Annotated in this window: 18 protein-coding genes and 2 pseudogenes; 12 read left to right on the top strand and 8 right to left on the bottom strand. The window is 64.8% G+C overall.

Annotated features, from left to right (window positions below; translation table 11 throughout):
• Positions 1-2,526: pseudogene (locus VN004_RS13250) on the top strand (hypothetical protein); the annotation flags it as partial.
• 161 nt (positions 2,527-2,687) lie between these two features.
• On the opposite strand, the gene VN004_RS13245 reads toward VN004_RS13250, so the two are convergent.
• From VN004_RS13245 to VN004_RS13230, 4 genes are all read right to left on the bottom strand, one after another.
• Positions 2,688-3,656: a tripartite tricarboxylate transporter substrate binding protein gene (locus VN004_RS13245; protein WP_325610737.1), complete on the bottom strand. Its 969-nt coding sequence runs from the start codon at positions 3,654-3,656 to the stop codon at positions 2,688-2,690.
• Positions 3,657-3,839: 183 nt separating this feature from the next.
• Positions 3,840-4,697: an MlaD family protein gene (locus VN004_RS13240; protein ID WP_325610734.1), complete on the bottom strand. Its 858-nt coding sequence runs from the start codon at positions 4,695-4,697 to the stop codon at positions 3,840-3,842.
• Between the two features lie 9 nt (positions 4,698-4,706).
• A complete protein-coding gene (locus tag VN004_RS13235; RefSeq protein WP_325610732.1) occupies positions 4,707-5,534 on the bottom strand; it encodes an ABC transporter ATP-binding protein in 828 nt (275 codons plus the stop codon).
• Between the two features lie 10 nt (positions 5,535-5,544).
• Positions 5,545-6,684: an MlaE family lipid ABC transporter permease subunit gene (locus tag VN004_RS13230; protein WP_325610730.1), complete on the bottom strand. Its 1,140-nt coding sequence runs from the start codon at positions 6,682-6,684 to the stop codon at positions 5,545-5,547.
• A gap of 163 nt (positions 6,685-6,847) precedes the next feature.
• On the opposite strand from VN004_RS13230, the gene dgcA reads away from it, so the two are divergent.
• The 4 genes from dgcA (at position 6,848) to VN004_RS13210 (ending at position 11,114) form a co-directional block, all read left to right on the top strand.
• Positions 6,848-7,843 (top strand): N-acetyl-D-Glu racemase DgcA, encoded by a 996-nt coding sequence (gene dgcA, locus VN004_RS13225; protein WP_325610727.1) that lies wholly within the window; start codon positions 6,848-6,850, stop codon positions 7,841-7,843.
• A 148-nt stretch (positions 7,844-7,991) separates the two neighbouring features.
• Entirely contained in the window at positions 7,992-10,118 is a 2,127-nt protein-coding gene (locus tag VN004_RS13220; protein WP_325610725.1) for an HWE histidine kinase domain-containing protein, read from the top strand.
• 23 nt (positions 10,119-10,141) lie between these two features.
• Entirely contained in the window at positions 10,142-10,522 is a 381-nt protein-coding gene (locus VN004_RS13215) for a response regulator (RefSeq protein WP_325610724.1), read from the top strand.
• Positions 10,523-10,682: 160 nt separating this feature from the next.
• Entirely contained in the window at positions 10,683-11,114 is a 432-nt protein-coding gene (locus tag VN004_RS13210) for a hypothetical protein (RefSeq protein ID WP_325610721.1), read from the top strand.
• A 4-nt stretch (positions 11,115-11,118) separates the two neighbouring features.
• Here VN004_RS13210 and VN004_RS13205 read toward each other — a convergent pair whose 3' ends face one another.
• Positions 11,119-12,285: an MFS transporter gene (locus VN004_RS13205; RefSeq protein WP_325610719.1), complete on the bottom strand. Its 1,167-nt coding sequence runs from the start codon at positions 12,283-12,285 to the stop codon at positions 11,119-11,121.
• On the opposite strand from VN004_RS13205, the gene VN004_RS13200 reads away from it, so the two are divergent.
• Entirely contained in the window at positions 12,284-12,967 is a 684-nt protein-coding gene (locus VN004_RS13200) for a hypothetical protein (protein ID WP_325610717.1), read from the top strand. The two genes, VN004_RS13205 and VN004_RS13200, sit on opposite strands and share 2 nt — an antisense overlap.
• Before the next feature lie 9 nt (positions 12,968-12,976).
• Here the strand turns inward: VN004_RS13200 and VN004_RS13195 are convergent, their stop codons facing one another.
• Both VN004_RS13195 and VN004_RS13190 read right to left on the bottom strand, forming a co-directional pair.
• Positions 12,977-13,954: a threonine/serine dehydratase gene (locus tag VN004_RS13195; RefSeq protein WP_325610713.1), complete on the bottom strand. Its 978-nt coding sequence runs from the start codon at positions 13,952-13,954 to the stop codon at positions 12,977-12,979.
• Positions 13,955-13,981: 27 nt separating this feature from the next.
• Positions 13,982-14,887 (bottom strand): CHAD domain-containing protein, encoded by a 906-nt coding sequence (locus tag VN004_RS13190; protein WP_325610711.1) that lies wholly within the window; start codon positions 14,885-14,887, stop codon positions 13,982-13,984.
• Positions 14,888-15,181: 294 nt separating this feature from the next.
• On the opposite strand from VN004_RS13190, the gene VN004_RS13185 reads away from it, so the two are divergent.
• On the top strand, positions 15,182-15,961 hold the full coding sequence (locus VN004_RS13185; protein ID WP_325610709.1) for an SDR family oxidoreductase: 780 nt from the start codon (positions 15,182-15,184) through the stop codon (positions 15,959-15,961).
• Between the two features lie 192 nt (positions 15,962-16,153).
• Complete coding sequence (locus VN004_RS13180; RefSeq protein ID WP_325610707.1) at positions 16,154-16,477, top strand: ATPase inhibitor subunit zeta; 324 nt, start codon at positions 16,154-16,156, stop codon at positions 16,475-16,477.
• Positions 16,478-16,552: 75 nt separating this feature from the next.
• Here VN004_RS13180 and VN004_RS13175 read toward each other — a convergent pair whose 3' ends face one another.
• On the bottom strand, positions 16,553-16,975 hold the full coding sequence (locus VN004_RS13175) for a YccF domain-containing protein (protein ID WP_325610705.1): 423 nt from the start codon (positions 16,973-16,975) through the stop codon (positions 16,553-16,555).
• A gap of 141 nt (positions 16,976-17,116) precedes the next feature.
• On the opposite strand from VN004_RS13175, the gene VN004_RS13170 reads away from it, so the two are divergent.
• The 4 genes and pseudogenes from VN004_RS13170 to VN004_RS13155 form a co-directional block, all read left to right on the top strand.
• On the top strand, positions 17,117-17,635 hold the full coding sequence (locus VN004_RS13170) for a CvpA family protein (protein ID WP_325610703.1): 519 nt from the start codon (positions 17,117-17,119) through the stop codon (positions 17,633-17,635).
• 141 nt (positions 17,636-17,776) lie between these two features.
• A complete protein-coding gene (locus tag VN004_RS13165) occupies positions 17,777-18,019 on the top strand; it encodes a hypothetical protein (protein WP_325610701.1) in 243 nt (80 codons plus the stop codon).
• 431 nt (positions 18,020-18,450) lie between these two features.
• Positions 18,451-19,566 (top strand): AI-2E family transporter, encoded by a 1,116-nt coding sequence (locus VN004_RS13160; protein WP_325610698.1) that lies wholly within the window; start codon positions 18,451-18,453, stop codon positions 19,564-19,566.
• A gap of 205 nt (positions 19,567-19,771) precedes the next feature.
• Positions 19,772-20,188: pseudogene (locus VN004_RS13155) on the top strand (hypothetical protein); the annotation flags it as partial.

Here is a 20,188-nt window from a genome sequence, read left to right as displayed (position 1 = left end):
GAGCAAGCCTCTTCGCTTGTCGATGGCCGCACCCGCTCAATCGCCGATATCCTCACCGAGCGTGCCGAACACGCCGCGATCCAGATCGAAACCCGCACCCGCGCCGCGACCGAGGTGCTCGCCGAACGCGCGAACGAGGTTGCGCTTACGATCGAAGGCCGCGCCCGTGAAGCCAGCGACGTGCTTGCCGAGCGCAGCGAAAAGATCGTGGCGCAGATCGAGTCCCGCACCCATGCCGCGACCGACATGCTGGCAAGCCGCTCCGAGGTGGTTACCAGCCAGGTCGAATCGCGCACCAAGGCGGCGGCGGATTCGCTCAATGCCCGGCTTGAGGCCCTCGCCCAATCGGTCAGCCAGAACACCGGCGAGGCCGAGCGTTCGATGTCCAGCCTGGCCAATTCGTCGACCGAAGCGATGCGCAATGCCGCGTCCGAGGCCGAGCGTATGCTCAGCGTGGTGTCGTCAGGCATCAGCTCCGTGCTCAAGCAGAATGCCAACGACGTCGAACGCACGCTGCTCGGCGTCAGCGCCGAAGTGGCGCGCAGCTTCGTCGGCAAGTCCGATGAGATCGCGGCCACCGTCGCGGCGCGCGCCGCCGAGATGACCCGCGTGCTCGATGCCAATTCCTCCACCCTGCTCGCCGCGTTGTCGGCGAAAGGCAAGGAATTCACCGACGAAGTGCAGCGTGCGACCCAGTCGGCGGTCAGCGCCATCGAGAGTCAGGGCTTCGACTTCACCCGCACCATGCTCGACAATTCGAACGAGCTGGCGCGCCTGATCAACGATGCGAGCGAAACCGCGACAGCCCGCGTCAACCAGACCATGCAGAACCTGCAATTCACCACGCGTGAGGCGATCGAACAGTCGCAGCGCATCACGACCGAGTCGCTCGAGCAGGTCCTGGAATCGACCCGCGAGGCGGTCGAGCAATCGCAGCGCACCGCGACCGAATCCGTCGCACAGGTGATGACCACCACCCGCGACGCGATCGAACAATCGCAGCGGATCGCAAGCGAATCCGTCGCGCAGGTGGTGGAGACGCATGCAAAGCTGCGCGGCGAATCCAACACGCTGTTCGAGCGCATGCGCGAAGCCAATGTGCTGTTGCATGAGGTCCTGACCGGCGCCCAAGAAAACATGGCCATAATCGAGGGCTCGCTGACCAGCCGGGTGACCGAGTTCGCCAATGCGATGAACGACGTCACGACGCGCAGCGACGCGGTCGGCGAAGAGATCAACGCCCACGTCCAGTCGTTCCGCTCCGACACGACGACGGTGCTCGATAATCTGTCGCAGCTCGCCTCGCAATTTGCGAGCCACGGCCAGGCCCTGGTGGCCGCTGTCGAGGCGCTCGACAAGAGCAACCAGCGCGCCGAGGAGACCATCGAGGATCGCAAGTCCACGCTCGAAACGCTGGTCACAACGCTCGAGAGCAAGTCGGAGGATCTGGAACAGCGCCTGCAGCGCTTCAGCCAGCTTCTCGACCAGTCGCTGAACGGCGCCGAAGCGCGCGCGCGGGAAATCGGCCGCGTGATCGCCGAAAGCTCATCGACCAGCACCCGCTCGATCGCCGAGCAGTTCGAACTGGTCCGCGAGATGACCGAGCACGAGCGCAAGCAGACGAGCGACGTCCTGCGCGCGATCTACGATCAGTCGGTCAGCGAAACCGATGCGCTGTTCCGGCAATCGTCGGATCGCTTCGCGGAGACGCTGGCGTCGATGAAGGAAATGGCTGCGGAAATGCAGTCGCAACTCGAGCAGACAAGAGCCGAACTGCGCCGCGGCATCCTCGAATTGCCGCAGGAGACCGCCGAGAACGCGGCGCAGATGCGCCGGGTGATCGTCGAGCAGATCGAGGCGCTGGCCGAGCTCAACCGCATCGTCAGCAAGCATGGCCGCAACATGGAAACGGCAGAGCCGCGGCGCGCGGCGGCGGAGCCCGTGCTCGCCGTCGTCGGTGGCGGCCGTCCGGAAGCCGCACGGCCGCAGGCGCGGCATCCCGAGCACCCGCAGCAGCCTCCGGCCGGTCGGCCGATGGCCCCGCGCGGCGACGCTTTTGCTCAGGCCGCGCCCGGTCGCGCACAGAGCGGCTGGCTCAACGAACTCCTGCAGCGTGCGGACGACAGTCACGGCCAGGCGGCGCCCCAGCATCCGCGGCAGGCGCCTCCCCCGGCGGGACGCCCGCTCGACTCGCTGGATGCCTTGTCGGCCGACATCGCGCGGCTGGTGGAGCATGAGGCCGCGATCGACATGTGGGATCGCTACAATCGCGGCGAACGCAACGCATTCACCCGCCAGCTCTACACGGCCAGCGGACAGCGCGCCTTCGACGACATCCGCGGGCGCTACCGCGGGGACCGCAACTTCCGTGCAACGGTGGACCGCTACATCGCCGAGTTCGAGCGCCTGCTCGAGGATGTGTCACGCGACGAGCGGGGCGGTCAGGCGATGGTGCGGACCTATCTCCTCTCCGAGACCGGCAAGGTCTACACCATGCTGGCGCATGCCGCCGGACGGTTCGACTAAGGCCGGCCAAAGGTTTCCCCGAGAGACGGCAAAAGGGGCGCATCTTCGGATGCGCCCCTTTTTCATGTCGCCTAGTTGTCGCCGCTTCGTCCGTCTTGCCAAACCCGGCGCGTCGCGCGCCGGGCTGGTTGTGATCTTGCTCGCCGAGCGAAGATGCTGCGCTACTCGGCGCGAACGTTCATCTGGCGCGCGATGTCGCCCCACAATTTGTGGTCCTCGCGCGTGCGCTTGTCGAGTTCTTCAGGCTTGTCGGCGACCGCCGGCAGACCGAGATCGAACAGCTTCTTCTTCACATCGGGAGAGCTGAGCGCGAAAACGAGTTCGCGATTGAGCACGTCGACCACCGCCTTCGGCGTTCCAGCGGGCGCGTAGAAGGCGAGCCACGATGTCGCTTCGAAGCCCGGCACCGTTTCGGCGATCGCCTGGATATCCGGTTGCCCGGCAAAGCGCTCCTTCTCGCCGATGCCGATGATGCGCAGGCGTCCGGCACTGTGCTGGCCGAGCGTCGAGGAAATCGTCGCGATCACCGCCTGGATGTGTCCGCCCATCGCGTCGTTGGCCGCCGGCGCGCCGCCCTTGTAAGGGACGTGGACGAGGTCGATCCCGGCTTCCCGGTTCAAAAGGAGACCCGCCATATGCTGCGGGCTGCCGATGCCGGCCGTGCCGTAATGGACCTTCTTCGGATTGGCTTTCGCATAGGCGATGAATTCGGCCATGTTCTTCGCCGGCACGTTGGGATTGACCGCAAGGCCGAGAATGCCCCGGATGGCGGTGGTCAACGGCACGAAATCCTTCAACGGATCGAACGGCATCGCCTGCACATGCGGCACGATCGTCATCAATGCGTTGGTGGTGAGGAGGATCGTGTAGCCGTCGGCGGGAGATCGCGCGACGAACATGGTGCCGATGCTGCCATTGCCGCCCGGCTTGTTCTCGATCACGACCGGCTGCTTGAGCCGCTCCTGCAGGATCGGCTGCACCATGCGCGCCACCTGCTCGGTCGAAGCGCCCGGAGGATAGGGCAATACGATGGTGAGCGGCCGGTTCGGGAAATCCTGAGCCCAGGCGGTGACGGTTGCAGCGGCCAAAGCAAGCGCGGCAAGCATCGCGCGCGATGCAGCTGAAATCATGAGCGTCTCTCCAGCGGCCCCGAGGGACCGAATTTTTCGCAATTGCGAATTAGTTATCGAGCTTGCGAAGGGTAATGGAGCGGCGCGCAATGGGTCAAGCTGCTGTCCCGCGCAAGCGCGCACGCCCGGTGCCTTACGCACCGGACGCACGCCTGCAGGGCGCTGCGATCAGGTCAAACCAGACTATTGTTGCCGGCGCGGTCCGGTGGCGGGCCGGCCGCCGCCGAAGATGATGCGCGACGGATTCTCGTCGAAATTGCGCACCGCGCGATCGACGGTGTTGAGCGTTCGACGCCCATCGACAATCAGTCCCTCGAGCCGTTTGTCGAGATTTTCCGCAAGCGTCTTGAAGGCGCGCACCGCCTCTGGCACGTCGCCCTTCTCCGCCAATATGCCGTCGACACTCGCGAGGATCCGGTCGACCTTCTCCGAGTTCTTCGCAAGCGAATCGGTGAAGGTCTCGATGTTCTTCACCGATTTCGACAGCGATTCCGAATTCTTCGACAGCATCTCGGTGAAGGACTCGATATTCTTCAGCGAGTTCTTCAGCGCCTGCTGATTTTCGACCAGCACCGTATCGATACGCCGCGCGACGTCGCGCGCCGCCGCCATCATGTCCTGCGACGCACTCGAGCCTGCGGTCAAAAGCGGCGTATCGCCCATCTTTGCGGTCAGCGGGCCGGCTTCCGAGGAGCCGCCGCGCAGCGCCAGCACCGAAATGCCCGTCAGCCCCTGGGAATCCAGGCTGACTTCGGTGTCGGCACGGACCGGCGTCGTGGCATCGATCGAAATCGTCGCGATCGAGTTCTTGGGATCCTTCGGATCGAGCGTGAGCGCCGTGACCTCGCCGACGCGAATGCCGTTGAAGGTCACCGATGCGCCGGACCGCAGACCACCGATCGGGCCCTGGAACATCACGTTATAGGTCACGCGCTCGCCGGTGCCGCCGACATGATGGAACCAGTAGACGAAACCGAACGCACCCAGGATGACTGCGAGCGTGAAGCAGCCGATCAGGATGTAATTTGCCCGGGTTTCCATACGCCAACCTCACATCGTTGCGCCGACGCGGCCACGCTTGCCGCGGAAATACGCTTTCAGCCAGGGATGCTCCGAGGCCAGCATCGTCGACATCGGCCCTGCCGCAATCACTTTACCGTCGGCCAGAACCGCAATCCGGTCGCAGACGGAATGCAGGGAGTCGAGGTCATGAGTTACCATGAAAACGGTCAGCCCTAAAGTGCGCTGCAAGGTCCTGATCAGATTGTCGAATTCGCCCGCGCTGATGGGATCGAGGCCGGATGTCGGCTCGTCGAGGAACACGATGGCCGGATCGAGCGCCAGCGCGCGGGCGAGCGCGACGCGCTTGATCATGCCGCCGGACAATTCGGACGGCATCTTGTTCAAGGCTTCCGGCGGCAGCCCGACCATCTTGAGTTTTGCCGCCGCGACTTCGTCAAGCAGGCGCGGCGACAGGTCGAGATATTCGCGCATCGGGAACTGCACATTCTGACGCACGGTCAGCGCCGAGAACAACGCGCCGTGCTGGAACAGGATGCCCCAGTGCCGCTCGATCAGTTGCTCGCGCAATTCCTTGGCCTTGGAGAATTCCTGGCCGAACACCTCGATCGTGCCGGAGGTCGGCTGGATGAGGCCGATCATGGTTCGCAGCAGCACCGACTTGCCGGCGCCGGACGCCCCGACGAAGCCGAGCACCTCGCCGCGCTTGACGTCGAAATTGACGCCCTTGAGCACATGCTGACGCTTGAACTTGACCTGCAGGTTGCGCACGCGCAGCGCGATGTCCTGCGAGATGTCGAGCTGCGGCTCGGGGCCGTCGTCGAACAGCGAGAGAATGTCGAAGCCGGTATCTGACATCGCCGTCCGCCTATTTGTCGATCGCCGCGAAGAACACGGCGAAGATACCGTCGAGCACGATGACGAGGAAGATCGCCTGCACCACGGCGGCCGTAGTTTGCGCGCCGAGCGATTCCGCCGAGCCCTTGGTTTCCAGCCCGCGCACGCAGGCGACGATGCCGATCACCATCGCCATGAAAGGCGCCTTGACCATGCCGACCATGAAGTGATTGAGCGAGATCACTTCGCGCAAGCGCTGCAGGAACACCTCGGGCTGGATGCCACCATAAAGCGATGCGACGAGGCCCGCGCCATACAGCGCCGACATCTCGCCGAGGAAGGTGAGCATCGGGACCGCGATAACGAGGGCGAGAATGCGCGGCAGAACGAGGACGCTGATCGGATCGAAACCCATGGTCTGCAATGCGTCGATCTCCTCGCGCATCTTCATCGAGCCGAGTTCGGCGGTGTAGGCCGAGCCCGACCGGCCGGCGACCATGATGCAGACGATCAGCACGCCGACTTCGCGCAGCACCAGAATGCCGACCATATCGACCACGAACACGTCGGCGCCGAACCTCCGGAAATGGAAGATGCCCTGTTGCGCGAGGATCGCGCCGATCAGGAAGGTGATCAGCAGGATGATCGGCACCGCGCGCCATCCCACGAGATCGATCTGATTGACCAGAGAGGTGAAGCGGAAGGTGCGCGGCCGCCAGAAGATCCTCAGGAATGCAAAGCTCAGCGCGCCGAGCATCTGCACGAACAGCGCGGCGGACCGGCCGACTTCGGCGATGTTCTCCCCGACCGTGGCGAGCCAGTCGAGCACGCTGGTGCGACGGAGCCGCTCGGGGTCAGGCAACTCGGTGGTCTGATGCACCGTTTCGACAAGCGTGCGGAAACGGTCCGGCAGGTTGACCACATCCGTCGCCGCGCCCTGCTCGCGCGCCCCGCGCAGCAGACGCTCGAGCAGCCAGGCGCCATAGGTGTCGAGCTTGGCGACCGCCGCCATATCGACGCGGACGACCTTGATCGGGCTCTTCGGCGGAATAGCCACCGCCATGACCAGGCGTTCGAGGTCATTGGCACGGTCGGCCGTCCAGTCCCCGGCAGCCGACAATTCAAGCCGGTCGCCGCTGACACTCGCGGCGAGCAACGCATCAGAACTCATTACGCTCCCCGCCCCGGATGCCTCGGACGGTCTCCGGCACCCGCATCTCCGAGCCGGCCCTGGCTCGGTCGCGTCATGGCGCCTTGAGAAAAAACCGCATTTCCGTCACATGCTTAGCAGAGCGACCTCGGCTGTCGAGTAAAGTTAACAAAGCTTTAATCACATGGTTAATCCCGCCGCTCCGCGGCTCGATATCGCAATCGAACGCTGGCCGATTGCGGGACAATTCACCATCAGCCGTGGCGCCAAGACCGAAGCCATCGTGGTGGTTGCGCAATTGTCGCAAGGAGGCCTGCGCGGCCGCGGCGAATGCGTGCCCTACCCCCGCTATGGGGAAAGCGCGGAAGGCGTGGCGGAAACCCTTCGCGGGATCGCCGACCGGGTCGCAGCCGGGCTGAGCCGGACCGATTTGCAGCGCGAAATGCCGCCCGGCGCGGCTCGGAACGCGCTGGATTGCGCGTTCTGGGATCTCGAGGCCAAGCGCAGCGGCAAGCGCGTCCATGAGCTTGCCGGACTGCCGTCGCCGCGGCCCCTGACCACCGCCTTTACGATCTCGCTCGGCACGCCCGACGCGATGGCCGAGGCGGCGCGGCGGGCCAGCGGCCGGCCTCTCCTGAAAGTGAAGCTTGGTGCCGACGGCGATCCGGCTCGGATCGCGGCAGTCCGCGCCGCGGCGCCGGCCGCCCAGTTGATCGTCGATGCCAACGAAGGCTGGGCCGCCGAGACCCTCGGCGCCAATCTCGCAGCCTGCGCCGCGGCCGGGGTGACGCTGATCGAACAACCCCTCCCCGCCGAGGCCGACGATGCCTTGCGCGACATCCCCCGGCCCGTTCCGATCTGCGCCGACGAAAGCGCCCATGATCGGGCCTCGCTCGCGGCCCTGGTCGGGAAATACGATGCGGTGAATATCAAGCTCGACAAGACCGGTGGGCTCACCGAGGCCCTGGCGATGGACGCCGAGGCCCGCCGGCTCGGTCTTTTCACCATGGCGGGCTGCATGGTCGCGACCTCGTTGTCGATGGCGCCCGCCATGCTGGTCGGGCAAACCGCCCGGGTGGTCGATCTTGACGGACCGCTCCTGCTCGCGCGCGACCGGGCTGATGGCCTGGTTTACGAAGGCAGCCTCGTCCACCCCTCGTCTCCGGTCCTCTGGGGCTAGTCGCAAAGAGACGAAAATCGGCTGGAACCGACTCGCGGCCAAGGCGTTGTGCGTGACGCATCGGTGTCCGGTTGGCCCGGGGGATGCCCGCAATTTCACGCTCTCGAGGGGACTTGGGCCGGCGATGCTGGACCGTCAAACGGAAGTAATGCCTGCACAGGAAGACTTCTCGCGGGATGTCGAGCGCTCTCCGGAAAACAACGTGTGCGACGATGCCGGCGGAGCGCTCGAGCGGCATGCCCGCGAGCAGGCGGCGCTGTTCCGGCTGACCGACCGGCTCTATCGGGCGCAGTCGCTCGATGCCTCCTACGACGCCGCCCTCGAGGCGATCCTCGAAACATTGGGATGCCGCGCCGCATCCATTCTTCGCTTCGATAGCGAAGGTGTGATGCGCTTTGTCGCCTGGCGCGGTCTCTCGGACGGCTACCGCAAGGCGGTCGACGGGCATTCACCATGGACGGAAGGTGAGCGCGACGCCGAGCCGATCTTCGTTTCGGATATCGCGCGAGCCGACATGCCGGAGGATCTGCGCGCCATCATTAGCGCCGAAGGCATCCGGGCGTTGTCTTTCGTACCGTTGACGAATGCCGGGCGGGTCAGCGGCAAATTCATGGCCTATTACGACAGCCCGCGGGACTTCGACAGCCACGATGTCGATCTCTCTCTCACCGTCGCCCGGCAACTTGGTTTCTGCCTTGAGCGCGCGCAGGCCGAAAGCGACCGGGAGGACGCGCTGCGGATCCGGGCCGCAAGCGAAAAGCGGCTCGCCGAAGAACTCGATGCAGCCAAGCGGCTGCAGGAGATCAGCGCCGCGCTCATCCATGAAGGCGATTCCACGTCGCTCTACGAGATGATCCTCGACGCGGCCGTCAGCGTGATGAATTCGGATTTCGCCAGCATGCAGATTCTCCACCCGGAGCGAGGCCAGGGTGGCGAATTGCGTCTGATTGGACATCGCGGCTTCAGCGACGAAGCCGCCCGCTTCTGGGAATGGGTCCGCTGCGATTCCTCATCGACCTGCGCCGCGGCGATGCAGGACATCAGTGGCCGGGTCATTTGCAGTGACGTGCGCGTTTGCGACTATATGCAAGGCACCGAGGATCTTGAGATGTATCTCAAGACCGGCATCCTCGCCGTACAGACGACGCCGCTGCGGTCGCGCTCCGGGCGTCTGCTCGGCATGATCTCGACGCACTGGCGTCAGCCACATAAGCCACCGCCGGGCGACCTGCACAGGCTCGACGTCCTCGCCCGGCAGGCGGCCGATCTGATCGAGCAAAGAAGCGCCGAGCAGGCGTTGCGCGATCGCCAGGAGCGGCTTCGCGCCGTGTTCAATTCGCCGGCGATCGGGGTTGCTGTACTCAAGCCCGATGGAAGCTTCATCGAGACCAACGACGCCTTCAGCGCGTTGTGCGGTTACGACGCGAGCGAATTGCGCGCCATCAATTCACTGGATCTCACGCATCCGGACGATCGCGCGGCGATGGCCGAGCTGCTGAACGAGATGCTCGACGGCCGAAGGTCGGACTTCGTGATCGAAAAGCGCTATGTCCGCAAGGACGGCTCGGTGATCTGGGTTCAGAACAGCGTGTCCCTCACCCATGACGAAGCCGGCCATCCCGCGCATCTGGTCAAGCTCATCCAGGACATCAGCGGCCGGAAGGCCGCGGAGAAGCGCCAGCGCCTTCTGATCGACGAGATCAATCATCGTGTGAAGAACACGCTCGCGACGGTGCAATCCTTTGCCTCGCAGAGCCTGCGCAATGCCGCAGGACTTGCGGAAGGTCGCGCGGCCTTCGAGGCGCGGCTCATTGCCCTGTCCAAGTCGCATGACGTGCTGACGAGGGAACACTGGGAGGGCGGCAATCTCTGCGAAGTGGTGAAGGGAGCGATCGCGCCCTATGGCGCGGATTCCCCGTCACGCTTCACGATCGAAGGCGAACCCTTGCGGCTTCGGCCGAAGGCCGTGCTCGCCTTGTCGCTCGCGTTCCATGAGCTTGCGACCAACGCCGTGAAATATGGCGCGTTGTCCAACGAAGACGGACGTGTTGCCATCCGCTGGCGCGCGGTGCCGCAAACCGATCGGTTCGAACTGGAATGGCGGGAAAGCGGCGGACCCGATGTGAAAACGCCGACCCGTCGCGGCTTCGGCTCGCGGCTCGTCGAACAGGGGCTGGCGCATGACCTCGCTGGCGACGTTCGCCTGACTTTTGAAGATCGCGGCGTGGTATGTTCGGTCAGCGCTCCGCTGCACGAAGTTTCGGACGCAACCTGAAAGACAGCCTTGGCAGGGAATCAGTGAATATCTCCGCGCCCGACCTCGCGGGCCGACGCGTCCTCCTGGTCGAGGACGAATCGCTTATCGTCATGCTTTTCGAGGATACGCTCACCGAGATGGGCTGCGAGATCGCGGGCGTAGCGTCGCGATTCGACGATGCCATCCGCAAGGCGAGCGCGCTTAATTTCGATGTCGCGATTCTCGACGTGAACCTCAATAACTTGCGCACCTTCCCGATTGCCGAGATCATCAAAAGCAGAAACATTCCTTTCGTGTTCGCGACCGGATATGGCGCAACCAGCATTCCGGAAGGCTTGAGCGGCGTCCCGGTTCTTCAAAAGCCGTTCACCGCGCCTGAACTCGAACGCGGGCTCCGCACCGCCCTCGCCGCCAAACGCTAAGGCCGCACGCGCGTAAAAGGCCGCGGTTTTTCAGGCGTTCCGCGAAAGCGTGGCAGATATCTCACATGTCGTGCACAACCTCTTTTTGCCCATGGCAATAGACCGCATTCCCGTCTAGCCTTTTTCCGGGGTGATCGTCGGCTTGGGAGGGTCGGCCGGCATGCGGTTCCGGGTGGTATCTGCGCTTGTCGTGTTGCTTGCGATGTTTGCCGGAGACGCCGGCGCCGCAGTGCGCATCGCGAACGACAAGGGCGGGCAGATCGGGCCCTATCTCGATGCTTTCGTGACGCTGCGCAAAACCGGACAACGCGTCATCATCGACGGACCATGCCTCTCGGCCTGCACGATCGTGCTCGGCGTCGTGCCGCGCGATCGAATCTGTGTGACGCCGCGCGCGCAGCTTGGATTTCACGCGGCCTGGAATCCGGGCACGAACGGGCGGCCGATTCTCAGCCGTGCCGGCACCAAGGCGCTCTGGGAACTTTATCCCGACGACATCCGCACGTGGCTGAAGAAGCGCGGCGGCCTGAAGCCGAAGATGGTATTCCTCTCCGGCAACGAATTGATGTCGATGTATCGGGTCTGCGACTGAAGCATCAGCCCTTGCGCTCCGGCATCCGCACCCAGACCACGAACGCAATGGCGGCGCCGGTGATCGCAATCACCGCCATCGCCGCGTAACTCGCCGGACCGATCACCTCGTACAGCGTACCGGCGAGCAGCATGCTGGCGCTGAAGGTCACGCCCTGCACCACCGAGAAATAGCCCTGCGCGGTTGCGATGCGCCCTTCCGGCGCGGCATGGGCGACGAAGGCGATCGCGCCGAGATAGCTCGCGCCGAACGAGAAAGCGTGCAGACATTGCAGCAACAATAGCGGCCAGCCGATCGGGTCGAAGGCAAGGCCCACCCACCGGATTGCGGCACCCACTCCGCCGAGCATCACGAGCTGCATCGGCCCGAAGGCCGGCGGCAGCCGGCTCGCGAAGGCGAACAGCACGATCTCCGCGATCACGCCGAGCGCCCATAACGCGCCGATGCTGATGCCGTCGAAGCCCGCGGCCTTCCAGGTGATCGTCGAGAAGCCGTAATAGACCGCATGGCTCGACTGGATCAGGCTCGCGGCTATGACGATCGCGACAAAGCGCGGGTTGCGCCAGAGCGGACGCACCGGCTGATCGTCGGGAGACGGCGGCGGCGCCGGCGGCAGCGGCAGGAGCTGCGTCGCGACGCAGGCCGTCGCGATCGCGGAGGCTGAAATCAGCCAGATCAGATTGTGGGTCGCGATCAGGTCGAAGGCGAGCCCGGCGCCGAAATTGGCGAGGATGAAGAAGATCGAGCCCCAGAGCCGGACCGGCCCATAGGACGCGCGGCGTGTCTTGAGCCCGCGCAAGGTGTAGGCATCCTGCAATGCCACCGCGGGCGTATGCGCGAAGGCCGTCGCCGCCGTCAGACCAACGATCAGCCAGGGCCCCGAGACAAGGCCGAGCGCCGTGAAGCCGACGGCGGTCGCGAACGCGAAGGCGATGATGGTCGGTCTCAGGCCGAACACGCGATCGGCGGCCGCGGTCGCTGTCGGAACCGACACGATCCGCAGGATCGAGGTCGCAGCGAGGATGGCGCCGACCTGTCGGGCGTCGAAGCCGGCCGATTCCAGCCAGACCGGAAAGAACGGCAGATGAACGCCGAGCAGCACGTTGGACGCGGCGTAGAAGAGGGATGCGCGCAGCGCAAAACTGTCTCGGGATCGGCTATCCTGCGTCATGCTCGCGAATCATCAGGCGTCGGATGCGGACGAAGCGCCGCTCAGCGATTCGGACTATGCCAGCATTCTCCGCGCGCTGGAGGAAACCGCGCGCGGCCGATCGTTCCTGCGCGAATTTGCACGGCGCAGCCGCGCCATGGACACCGATACGCTTCTGTCCGCGATCGGGCGCATCGAAGGCCTGCTGATCACGCGAAGTCTCGAGCCTTTGCCGGAGGCTGACGAGGAAATGTCAGCCCGGCAAGCCGAGACGGCGGACGCATTGGACGCGCGGGAGCCTACGCCCGCGCCGGTCGAAGACCGGCCGAGGCCCGAAGCTGCGGCCGAGCGCAATGATGACCGCGCCGAGCCCGGCGAAACCGCCTCAACCCAGCGGGCCGTAGAAGCGCAGCCGGTCGCTGCCTCGGCCGGGCCTGTGGAGGCCGACCTCCTCGCATCGGATATTTTTGAAGCGGAAACGACCTCCAAGCCCGAAGCGAGCGGCGAAGCGGACACCGGCGCGCAGCCCGCGGAACCGCCCTTCCCGGCCGCAATCGAATATCTTGGTGCCGACAAATCGGACGCGACGGAACAAAAGCCGGAGCCGCCAAAGCACAAGCCGCTTCTGAAGCCGGCGAAGCGCGATCCGTTCGCCGAAATCCGCGCGCTCTCGCCCGAGGAAAAGATCGCGCTGTTCACGTGAGCGGCGGGCTTATGCCGCGATGATCCGCGAGAACAGGTCGGGGTCGACGTTGCCGCCGGAGAGGATGGCGACCACCACCCTGCCCTTCACATCGGGGCGGCCGGCAAGCAGGGCCGCAAGTCCGATCGCGCCACCCGGCTCCACCACAAGCTTCAATTCGCGCCAGGCAAAGGCGACCGCGGCTTCCACCTCGGCATCGCTTGCGGTCACGCCCTTTCCGATCAGGCGCCGGGTGATTGGAAAGGTCAGTTCGCCCGGCATGTTGCTCATCAGCGCGTCGCAGATCGTGCCGCTGAGGCGCGCATTGCGCTCGCGCTGACCGCTCGCGAAGGAGCGCGCCATGTCATCGAAACCTTCGGGCTCGGCGGTGTAAAGATCGGCGTCGGGCACAGCCGTCTTGATGGCGAGCGAAATCCCGGCCGCGAGTCCGCCGCCCGAGCAGCCGACCACCACAACGTCCGGCTTCTGCCCCAGCGCCGAGAGATCCTCCACGATCTCGCGGCCGATCGTGCCCTGCCCTGCGATCACCATCGGATCGTCGAAGGGCGGCACGATAATGGCGCCGCGTTCGTTGGCAATGCGCTGCGCGATCGCGGTGCGGTCTTCGGTGTTGCGATCGTAGAGCACGACATCGGCGCCGAGCGCGGCGGTGCGCTCGCGCTTCGGGCGCGGCGCATCGGCCGGCATCACGATAACCGCGGGCATGCCAAGCAGCTTCGCCGCCGCGGCTACGCCCTGCGCGTGATTCCCCGACGAATAGGCGACGACGCCCGCTCCGCGCCGATCCGCGGGGATGGCGGCACAGCGATTGTAAGCGCCCCGGAACTTGAACGAGCCCATGCGCTGCAGCGTCTCGGCCTTGAGATAGACCTGCGCGCCGACACGTTCATCGAGCAGCGGCGAGCGAATGAGCGGTGTGCGGACCGCAATGCCCGCAATCCGGCTCGCGGCGGTGTCGATATCGACGGGGCTGATGGCGTCCATCATGAGAAGGTAACGTCCCGTTGCCGCATTTCAATCGCCGCTTTGCGCGTCCCACAACGCCTCGAGGCGCCGGCGGAACGCACCCGGCGATTCGGCAAACAACCGGGTGGCAAGGCGCCGCGACGCCTTGACGTGCTCGGATTGGCGGTGGGCGATCACCGGCGCGAGCTTCGCCCGCCAGCGTGCCAGCGGCTGACGCGGTTCTGCCTTGGCCGCGAGCATCTCCAGATCCTGATATTTGCCGAGGCGATTGCGGAGCCGTTGCACCTCGTCGATCCAGGTCCGTCCAAGCCGCGGCCAGACCGGCTCGATCAGCTCCATCTGGTAACGATGCTCGACGACGCGTCTGCGCAAATCGTGGAGCGTTTCGCCCGCGGCCTTGTCCCAGTTATCCGGCATCGCCCGCCGCGCCCGCCGATAGGTCGTCGTGAGCATGTCGGCGAGATCGGAGAATGTGAGCGTATCGAAATTCCAGTGCGAGACCTGCCAGGCAGCGGCGGTCAGATAGTCGGATAGATTCTTCTGAATCTCTTCGGTCCAGATGTTGCGTTCGTTTTCCTGCTTCAGAGCTTCGAGCTTGGCCTTGATGGCTTTGACGGAACGCGGTGCCAGCGCGATCGGTTGATCGCGACATGCCTCGACCGCGTCTTCGAGCGCATCGATGGAGGATTGCGCGTCGCGCGCGACGGTCAGCCTGCGCGCCAGATCGCGCGCCTGGAAGCGCAAGGCCTCGCCGGCTTCGCCGAGATGCGGGCGCAGCATGCGCAGCAGCGCGCGCCATCGTTTGAGGGCGCGCCGGATGTCATGGACCTTGGTTGTGGCATCACGCCCGGAATCGTCGAGGATCGATTGTGCTTCGCGCAGCGCATCGGCGGCGATGCCGCGCAATACGCTGCCGACCGGTTGCCCGGGGTTCAAGGCAGTCTGGTCATCCATCCGGAATCTCGGTGCCGAGGGACCGTTGCGGAGCCTCCAGATCCAAATGTAGCCCGCCGGCCCGGATGACTTCCAGTCTCGGCGCGCGGCCCGCACAGGGTCCTGATATGCGCGTGGTGGGTCTCTGTGAATCCCGGGGATCGTCGCGGAACCGGCCGGCAGATACCCAAGCCATCGGCGCACGGGTAACGCGCGTCAGGGTTTGCGCTTGCAATCTTGACATGCATCACCAACCCTGCGTCAGCATTTCCGGTGCCGGCGCGGCGCCGGAACGTTCAGCACGATTGAGGCCCCATGAATCTTGGAATTGCAGGCCGAAAGGCCATCGTCTGCGCATCAAGCCGGGGGCTCGGCTATGGCTGCGCACTGGCGCTGGCGCAGGAAGGCTGCGAGGTCGTGATCAACGGCCGCGATGTGACGCGCCTTGGCGCCGCCGCCGACGAAATCGCCAAGGCGACCGGCGCGAAAGTCATTCCGGTTGCCGCCGACGTTGCGACGCCCGAGGGACAGAAGGCGTTGTTCGCCGCTTGCCCCGAGCCCGACATCCTCGTCAACAACAATGCCGGGCCGCCGATGCGCGACTTTCGCGAATTGACACGCGAACAGATTCTGGACGGCGTGATCGCCAACATGGTCGTTGCGATCGAACTGATACAGAAAGCCATCGATCCGATGGTCGCGAAGAAATTCGGCCGCATCGTCAATATCACATCGGCCACGGTGAAAGCGCCGCTCACGGGCCTCGACCTCTCATCCGGCGCACGCGCCGGCCTGACCGCATTTCTCGCCGGCGTCGCACGCCAGGTCGCGGCATCGAACGTGACCATCAACTTCATGCTGCCCGGCACCTTCGATACCGACCGTCTGGTGTCCAATCTCGAAGGCAATGCCAAGCGTCAGAATATCTCCTACGAACAGGCGCGGACCGCGCGCATGAACGGCGTGCCTGCGAAGCGCTTCGGCACCAAGGAGGAATTCGGCGCGACCTGCGCCTTCCTGTGTTCGGAACAGGCGGGCTACATTACTGGACAGAACATCCTGATCGACGGCGGCGTCTATCCCGCTGCGTTCTAGCGAGGATGCGGGCCATCACCCTGCACCTTGGTATAGTGCCATCGGCCCGTCATATCGCTCTACGATGGCACAATTGCTCCCGGTCGAGCATCGCGCCTCCGTTCGAAGGAGGCGCGACAGCCTTCGTTGCCTTGATCGCACGGTGCGAATGACAAGCGCCGTCCGTTCCCGGCTCCTGATCGGAGAACACAGATGGCAAGCTTTGACGAGCTGAAGACGACAATCCGCCTCAACCAGCTTCTTGGGATGTGGGCTGCTGAAAAGCTGGGCCTTACAGGGGCGGATGCCGACAACTACGCGAAAGCTTGCGCCACCGACACCATCGACCCGGAGCGCAACGACATGTTCGGCAGGGTTCGCGCGGATTTCGACGCTGCAGGCGTCGTTCAATCGGATGAGCAGATCCTGGACGCCATGCGCCGGTGCAAGCTGGAAGCCGGAGCAATGGAGCCCACAACGGGCGGCAGTGGCGATGCAGCGGCCGTCATGCTGGCCCGAAAGCTTTCCCCGAGGTGACATCCGCGCGGTCCGCGCGTCATGCGGGATTGCCCGAGATTTCGATTGAAGCGCCGCCGCTGCGCGCGACGGCTGTCACGTGTGCCGCAGGTCGTCCGTGGGCACGATCATCTTGCCGATCGGCCATAGCGCGATGCCGGCGAGCTTCAGATGCGCCCAGGCGAACGGGATGCCGATGATGGTGATGGCGAGCCCGACAGCGGTGATCAGATGCGCGAGCGCGAGCCACCAGCCGGCCAGCACGAACCAGATGATGTTGCCGATGGTGCCGAGCGCGCCGGTGCCGACATCGTCCCGGCCGGTATAGACATCGCGTGATATCGCGGTCTGCCCGAACGGCAGGAAGGCGTAGAAACCGATATTGAAGGCCGCGCGCGCCCAGGGCAGCCCGATGATGGTGATCGCCATGATGATCGCCGCGACCCACCAGCCGAGGGCCATCCACAGACCGCCAAACAGGATCCACAGCACGTTCAGCAATAGCGAGAAAAACGACATGGCGGGTCTCCAAGCGGTATCGGGCGATGACGCCGCTCTCCTGCGCTAGATTGAGGGCGACGCCGCAAGTTTCAAGTGATTGGCCATCGAAAACCCTGCCCCGTGAGCGGAATGTTTACTGCGCCGCGCTAGCTCTGGCGCATGAATATCTTCGATGCAGTGGTGATCGGCGCCGTCCTGATCGCTGTCGTCACCGGCTATCGCGCCGGCCTGTTGCGCAGCCTCGCGACGATCTTCGGCTATCTTCTCGCCGCGCCGGTCGCGATCGTGATCGCGCCGAAGCTCGCGCCGCTCTTCACTACGCGGACCGCGGGCATGCCGCAGGAGACAAGCGTCGCGGTGATTGCCGTGGTCTTCATTGCGATCGGCTTCGTCACGGCGGCGCTTCTGCGCAATGCCGTCGGTTTCGTGACCGGCGAAGACATCAGCGTACCGGATCGCATCTGCGGCGGGGCGCTCGGCGCCGTCCGCATCGTGCTTTTGGCCATCCTGATGGTGCTGATCTTCGAGCGCATCATCCCGGCGAAGCGCGAACCGGCCTGGCTCGCGCAGTCGCAATTGCGGCCGCTCCTCTCCGCCGCCGGAGAGCGCGGCGTTCGCGAATTGCCGCCGGATCTGGTCGCCCAGATCGACCGCATGAAACGCCAGCGCGGCATCTGAGGCCTGGTTGCGGAACCGCAGGGCCCGGCGCCTCCCCGCCCGGACACGCTTCGGTGGAGAGCCCGTGCATTTTCGCATTGCGTTCACTTTTCCGGTTAGACTCGTCCAAGTGATTCGCTTGTGAGATCGAAGGTTCCCGCCATGGCAAAAGCCGGTCAGTTCATGTGCACGGGCGTCGTCGCCATGGATGGCTGCGGCGCCGAACTCACAATGGTCGAGCTTCGCCGTTTCGACGGCCGTTGCGAACACTGCGCCCTCGACTGGGACGAGCGGGTCCGTGCCTGGCGCTTCGGCAAGTCCGATCCCGACCTCGACGAGCATTTCGCCGAAGCACCGCGCAGGCGCAGCGCACCGGTTCAAGCCCGCCGCGCCAAGGCCGCCTAGCGCGCGGCGGCACGCCGCCACCACATCATTTGCGAGCACGGATTACGCATCCGCTGACGCGGAACGTCGCCGCTGATGCGTGACGCCTCCGCGTAACCTCAAGACTTCGCGGCCGCGCCACCTCAAATTTCGCGTTGCCGCGCCTTTTAAGCGCTCGCGACGTCTGTCCTTTGGAACCCGATGGAACCTTTCCAACCCGTGTGCATTGCCGCCGGGTTGGAAATGCAAAATTCATCCCAAGGATCGCGAAGGATCATTCCATGAATAACCTGATCTATCTCGTCGGTTTGGTTGTGGTCGTGCTGGCCGTTCTGGCCTTTTTCGGCCTGCGCTGAATCTGTCAGGCATCGACGTGTCGCATCCGCTCTCGTGCGCGGCGAGCCCTTACCGCCGGCGCATGAGAAAGCGACGGACGAGCCCGGCGCAACGCGATGCAATATCATTGGACACTTCTCGGCATCTTCCTGATCGCGCTCATTGCCGCGCTTGGCTACGCGGGCGCATTTGTCCTTCCTGTCCTGCTCGCGGTGATGCTGGCGCTGATATTGCGTCCCATCGTTCGCTTCCTCGCACGCCGCGGCATTCCTGAAATCGTCACATCCGGCGGACTCGTACTGTCAGTCATCGCAGCGGCCGGATTGGGCTTCTATTTTCTCAGTGCGCCGGTCAGCGCGCTGATCACCGATCTGCCGCGCATCGCGAACCGGATCGAAACCAAACTGACCGACTTCCGCACGACGAGCGAACACATTCAGGCGATCACCGACAAGATCGAGAAAATCACCAAGCAGGACGCCCAACGCCCCGCCGAGGTGCAGAAGGTGGAAGTGGCGCAACCGGGCCTCCTGTCGTCGTTTGCCGCCAATGCGCCGGATGCCGCGGCGCGCGGATTATTCACGCTGGTGTTGCTGCTGTTTCTGTTGTCGTCGGGCGATATGCTCTACGCCAAGATCGTGCGCGCCATGCCGACGCTCACCGACAAGAAACGGGCGCTCGGCATCGCGCTCGATATCGAACGCGAATTGTCGCGCTATCTCGGCACCATCGCGCTGATCAATAGCGGCCTTGCCATTTGCGTCGGCCTTGCGCTCTGGGCCCTCGGCGTTCCCAATCCGGTGTTGTGGGGCGTGCTTGCCGGCGTGCTGAATTTCATCCCGTATGTCGGATCGCTGGTCGGCATCATCCTGGTCGCGACCGTCGCGGCGGGAACGATGCCGACATTGTCGCAAGCCGCGATGGCGCCGCTCGCCTATTTGGCCCTGACCACGATCGAAGGCCAGTTCATCACGCCGGTCCTCGTCGGACGGCGGCTGGCGCTCAATCCTGTCACCCTGTTCCTCGGCATCGCGTTCTGGGGCTGGCTCTGGGGCGTGATCGGGATGCTGATTGCGGTCCCGCTGATGGTCGCGGTCAAGATCTTCTGCAGTCACATCGAGGGACTCGCGACGATCTCGGATTTCCTGTCGACCGAAGAGGCGCCTGAGGACGACACTCCGCCCGTATCGCCACCACCGCCGCCGTCTCGCGGCAATGCGGCTGCGACCTGACGGCGTCGTCGGGCGGGCAATCCCGATCGCGCAGATCCCTCTCTGGCCCGTCGCATTTGCGCCTTGCTCATCGGCGGCAAAGCACCTTAAGCAACGCCCGCCTTCCGGTCTCTCGAAACTCCGGTCCCGCCCGCGCGGTGCAAGGAAGAATTGCCTCTGGACAAATGGAGACTCTAAGATCGCAACAAAGCCGACGAGACGCCCCATGAGCTGCCCGCGACGGACCTGCCGGACCCCATGGCTTCCGGCCTTCGTGATGCTGCTCGCCATTCTTGCTGCGCCGGCCGCGGCGGCGGAGGCAACGCTCGCGATCAGCATCGGCGGCGAGACGCGCAGCTTCACGCGCGACGCGCTGCTCGCGCGGCCTGACGCCACAACGATCGACATTCCGGCCGACATTGCCTATGGCAAACCGATGCGCTTTCGCGCGGTGCCGCTCGCAGCGCTTCTGAAGGACTTCTCGCTACCCGCCGACAGCGTGATCGAGAGCGTGGCGACCGACGGCTTCGCCGCGCAACTCCCCTCCGATCTTCTCACCAATACCGACCCGTCGAAAGCCATCGCCTGGCTCGCAATCGAACCGGCCGACGCGCCCTGGCCGAACCTTCCCGGCAAGAGTGCG

Origin of the sequence: Pseudorhodoplanes sp. (genome assembly GCF_035565855.1) — a bacterium.
GTDB lineage: Bacteria > Pseudomonadota > Alphaproteobacteria > Rhizobiales > Xanthobacteraceae > Pseudorhodoplanes.
The sequence above is the reverse complement of the archived record's forward strand: the minus strand, read 5'-3'. Positions and strand labels throughout refer to the sequence as shown.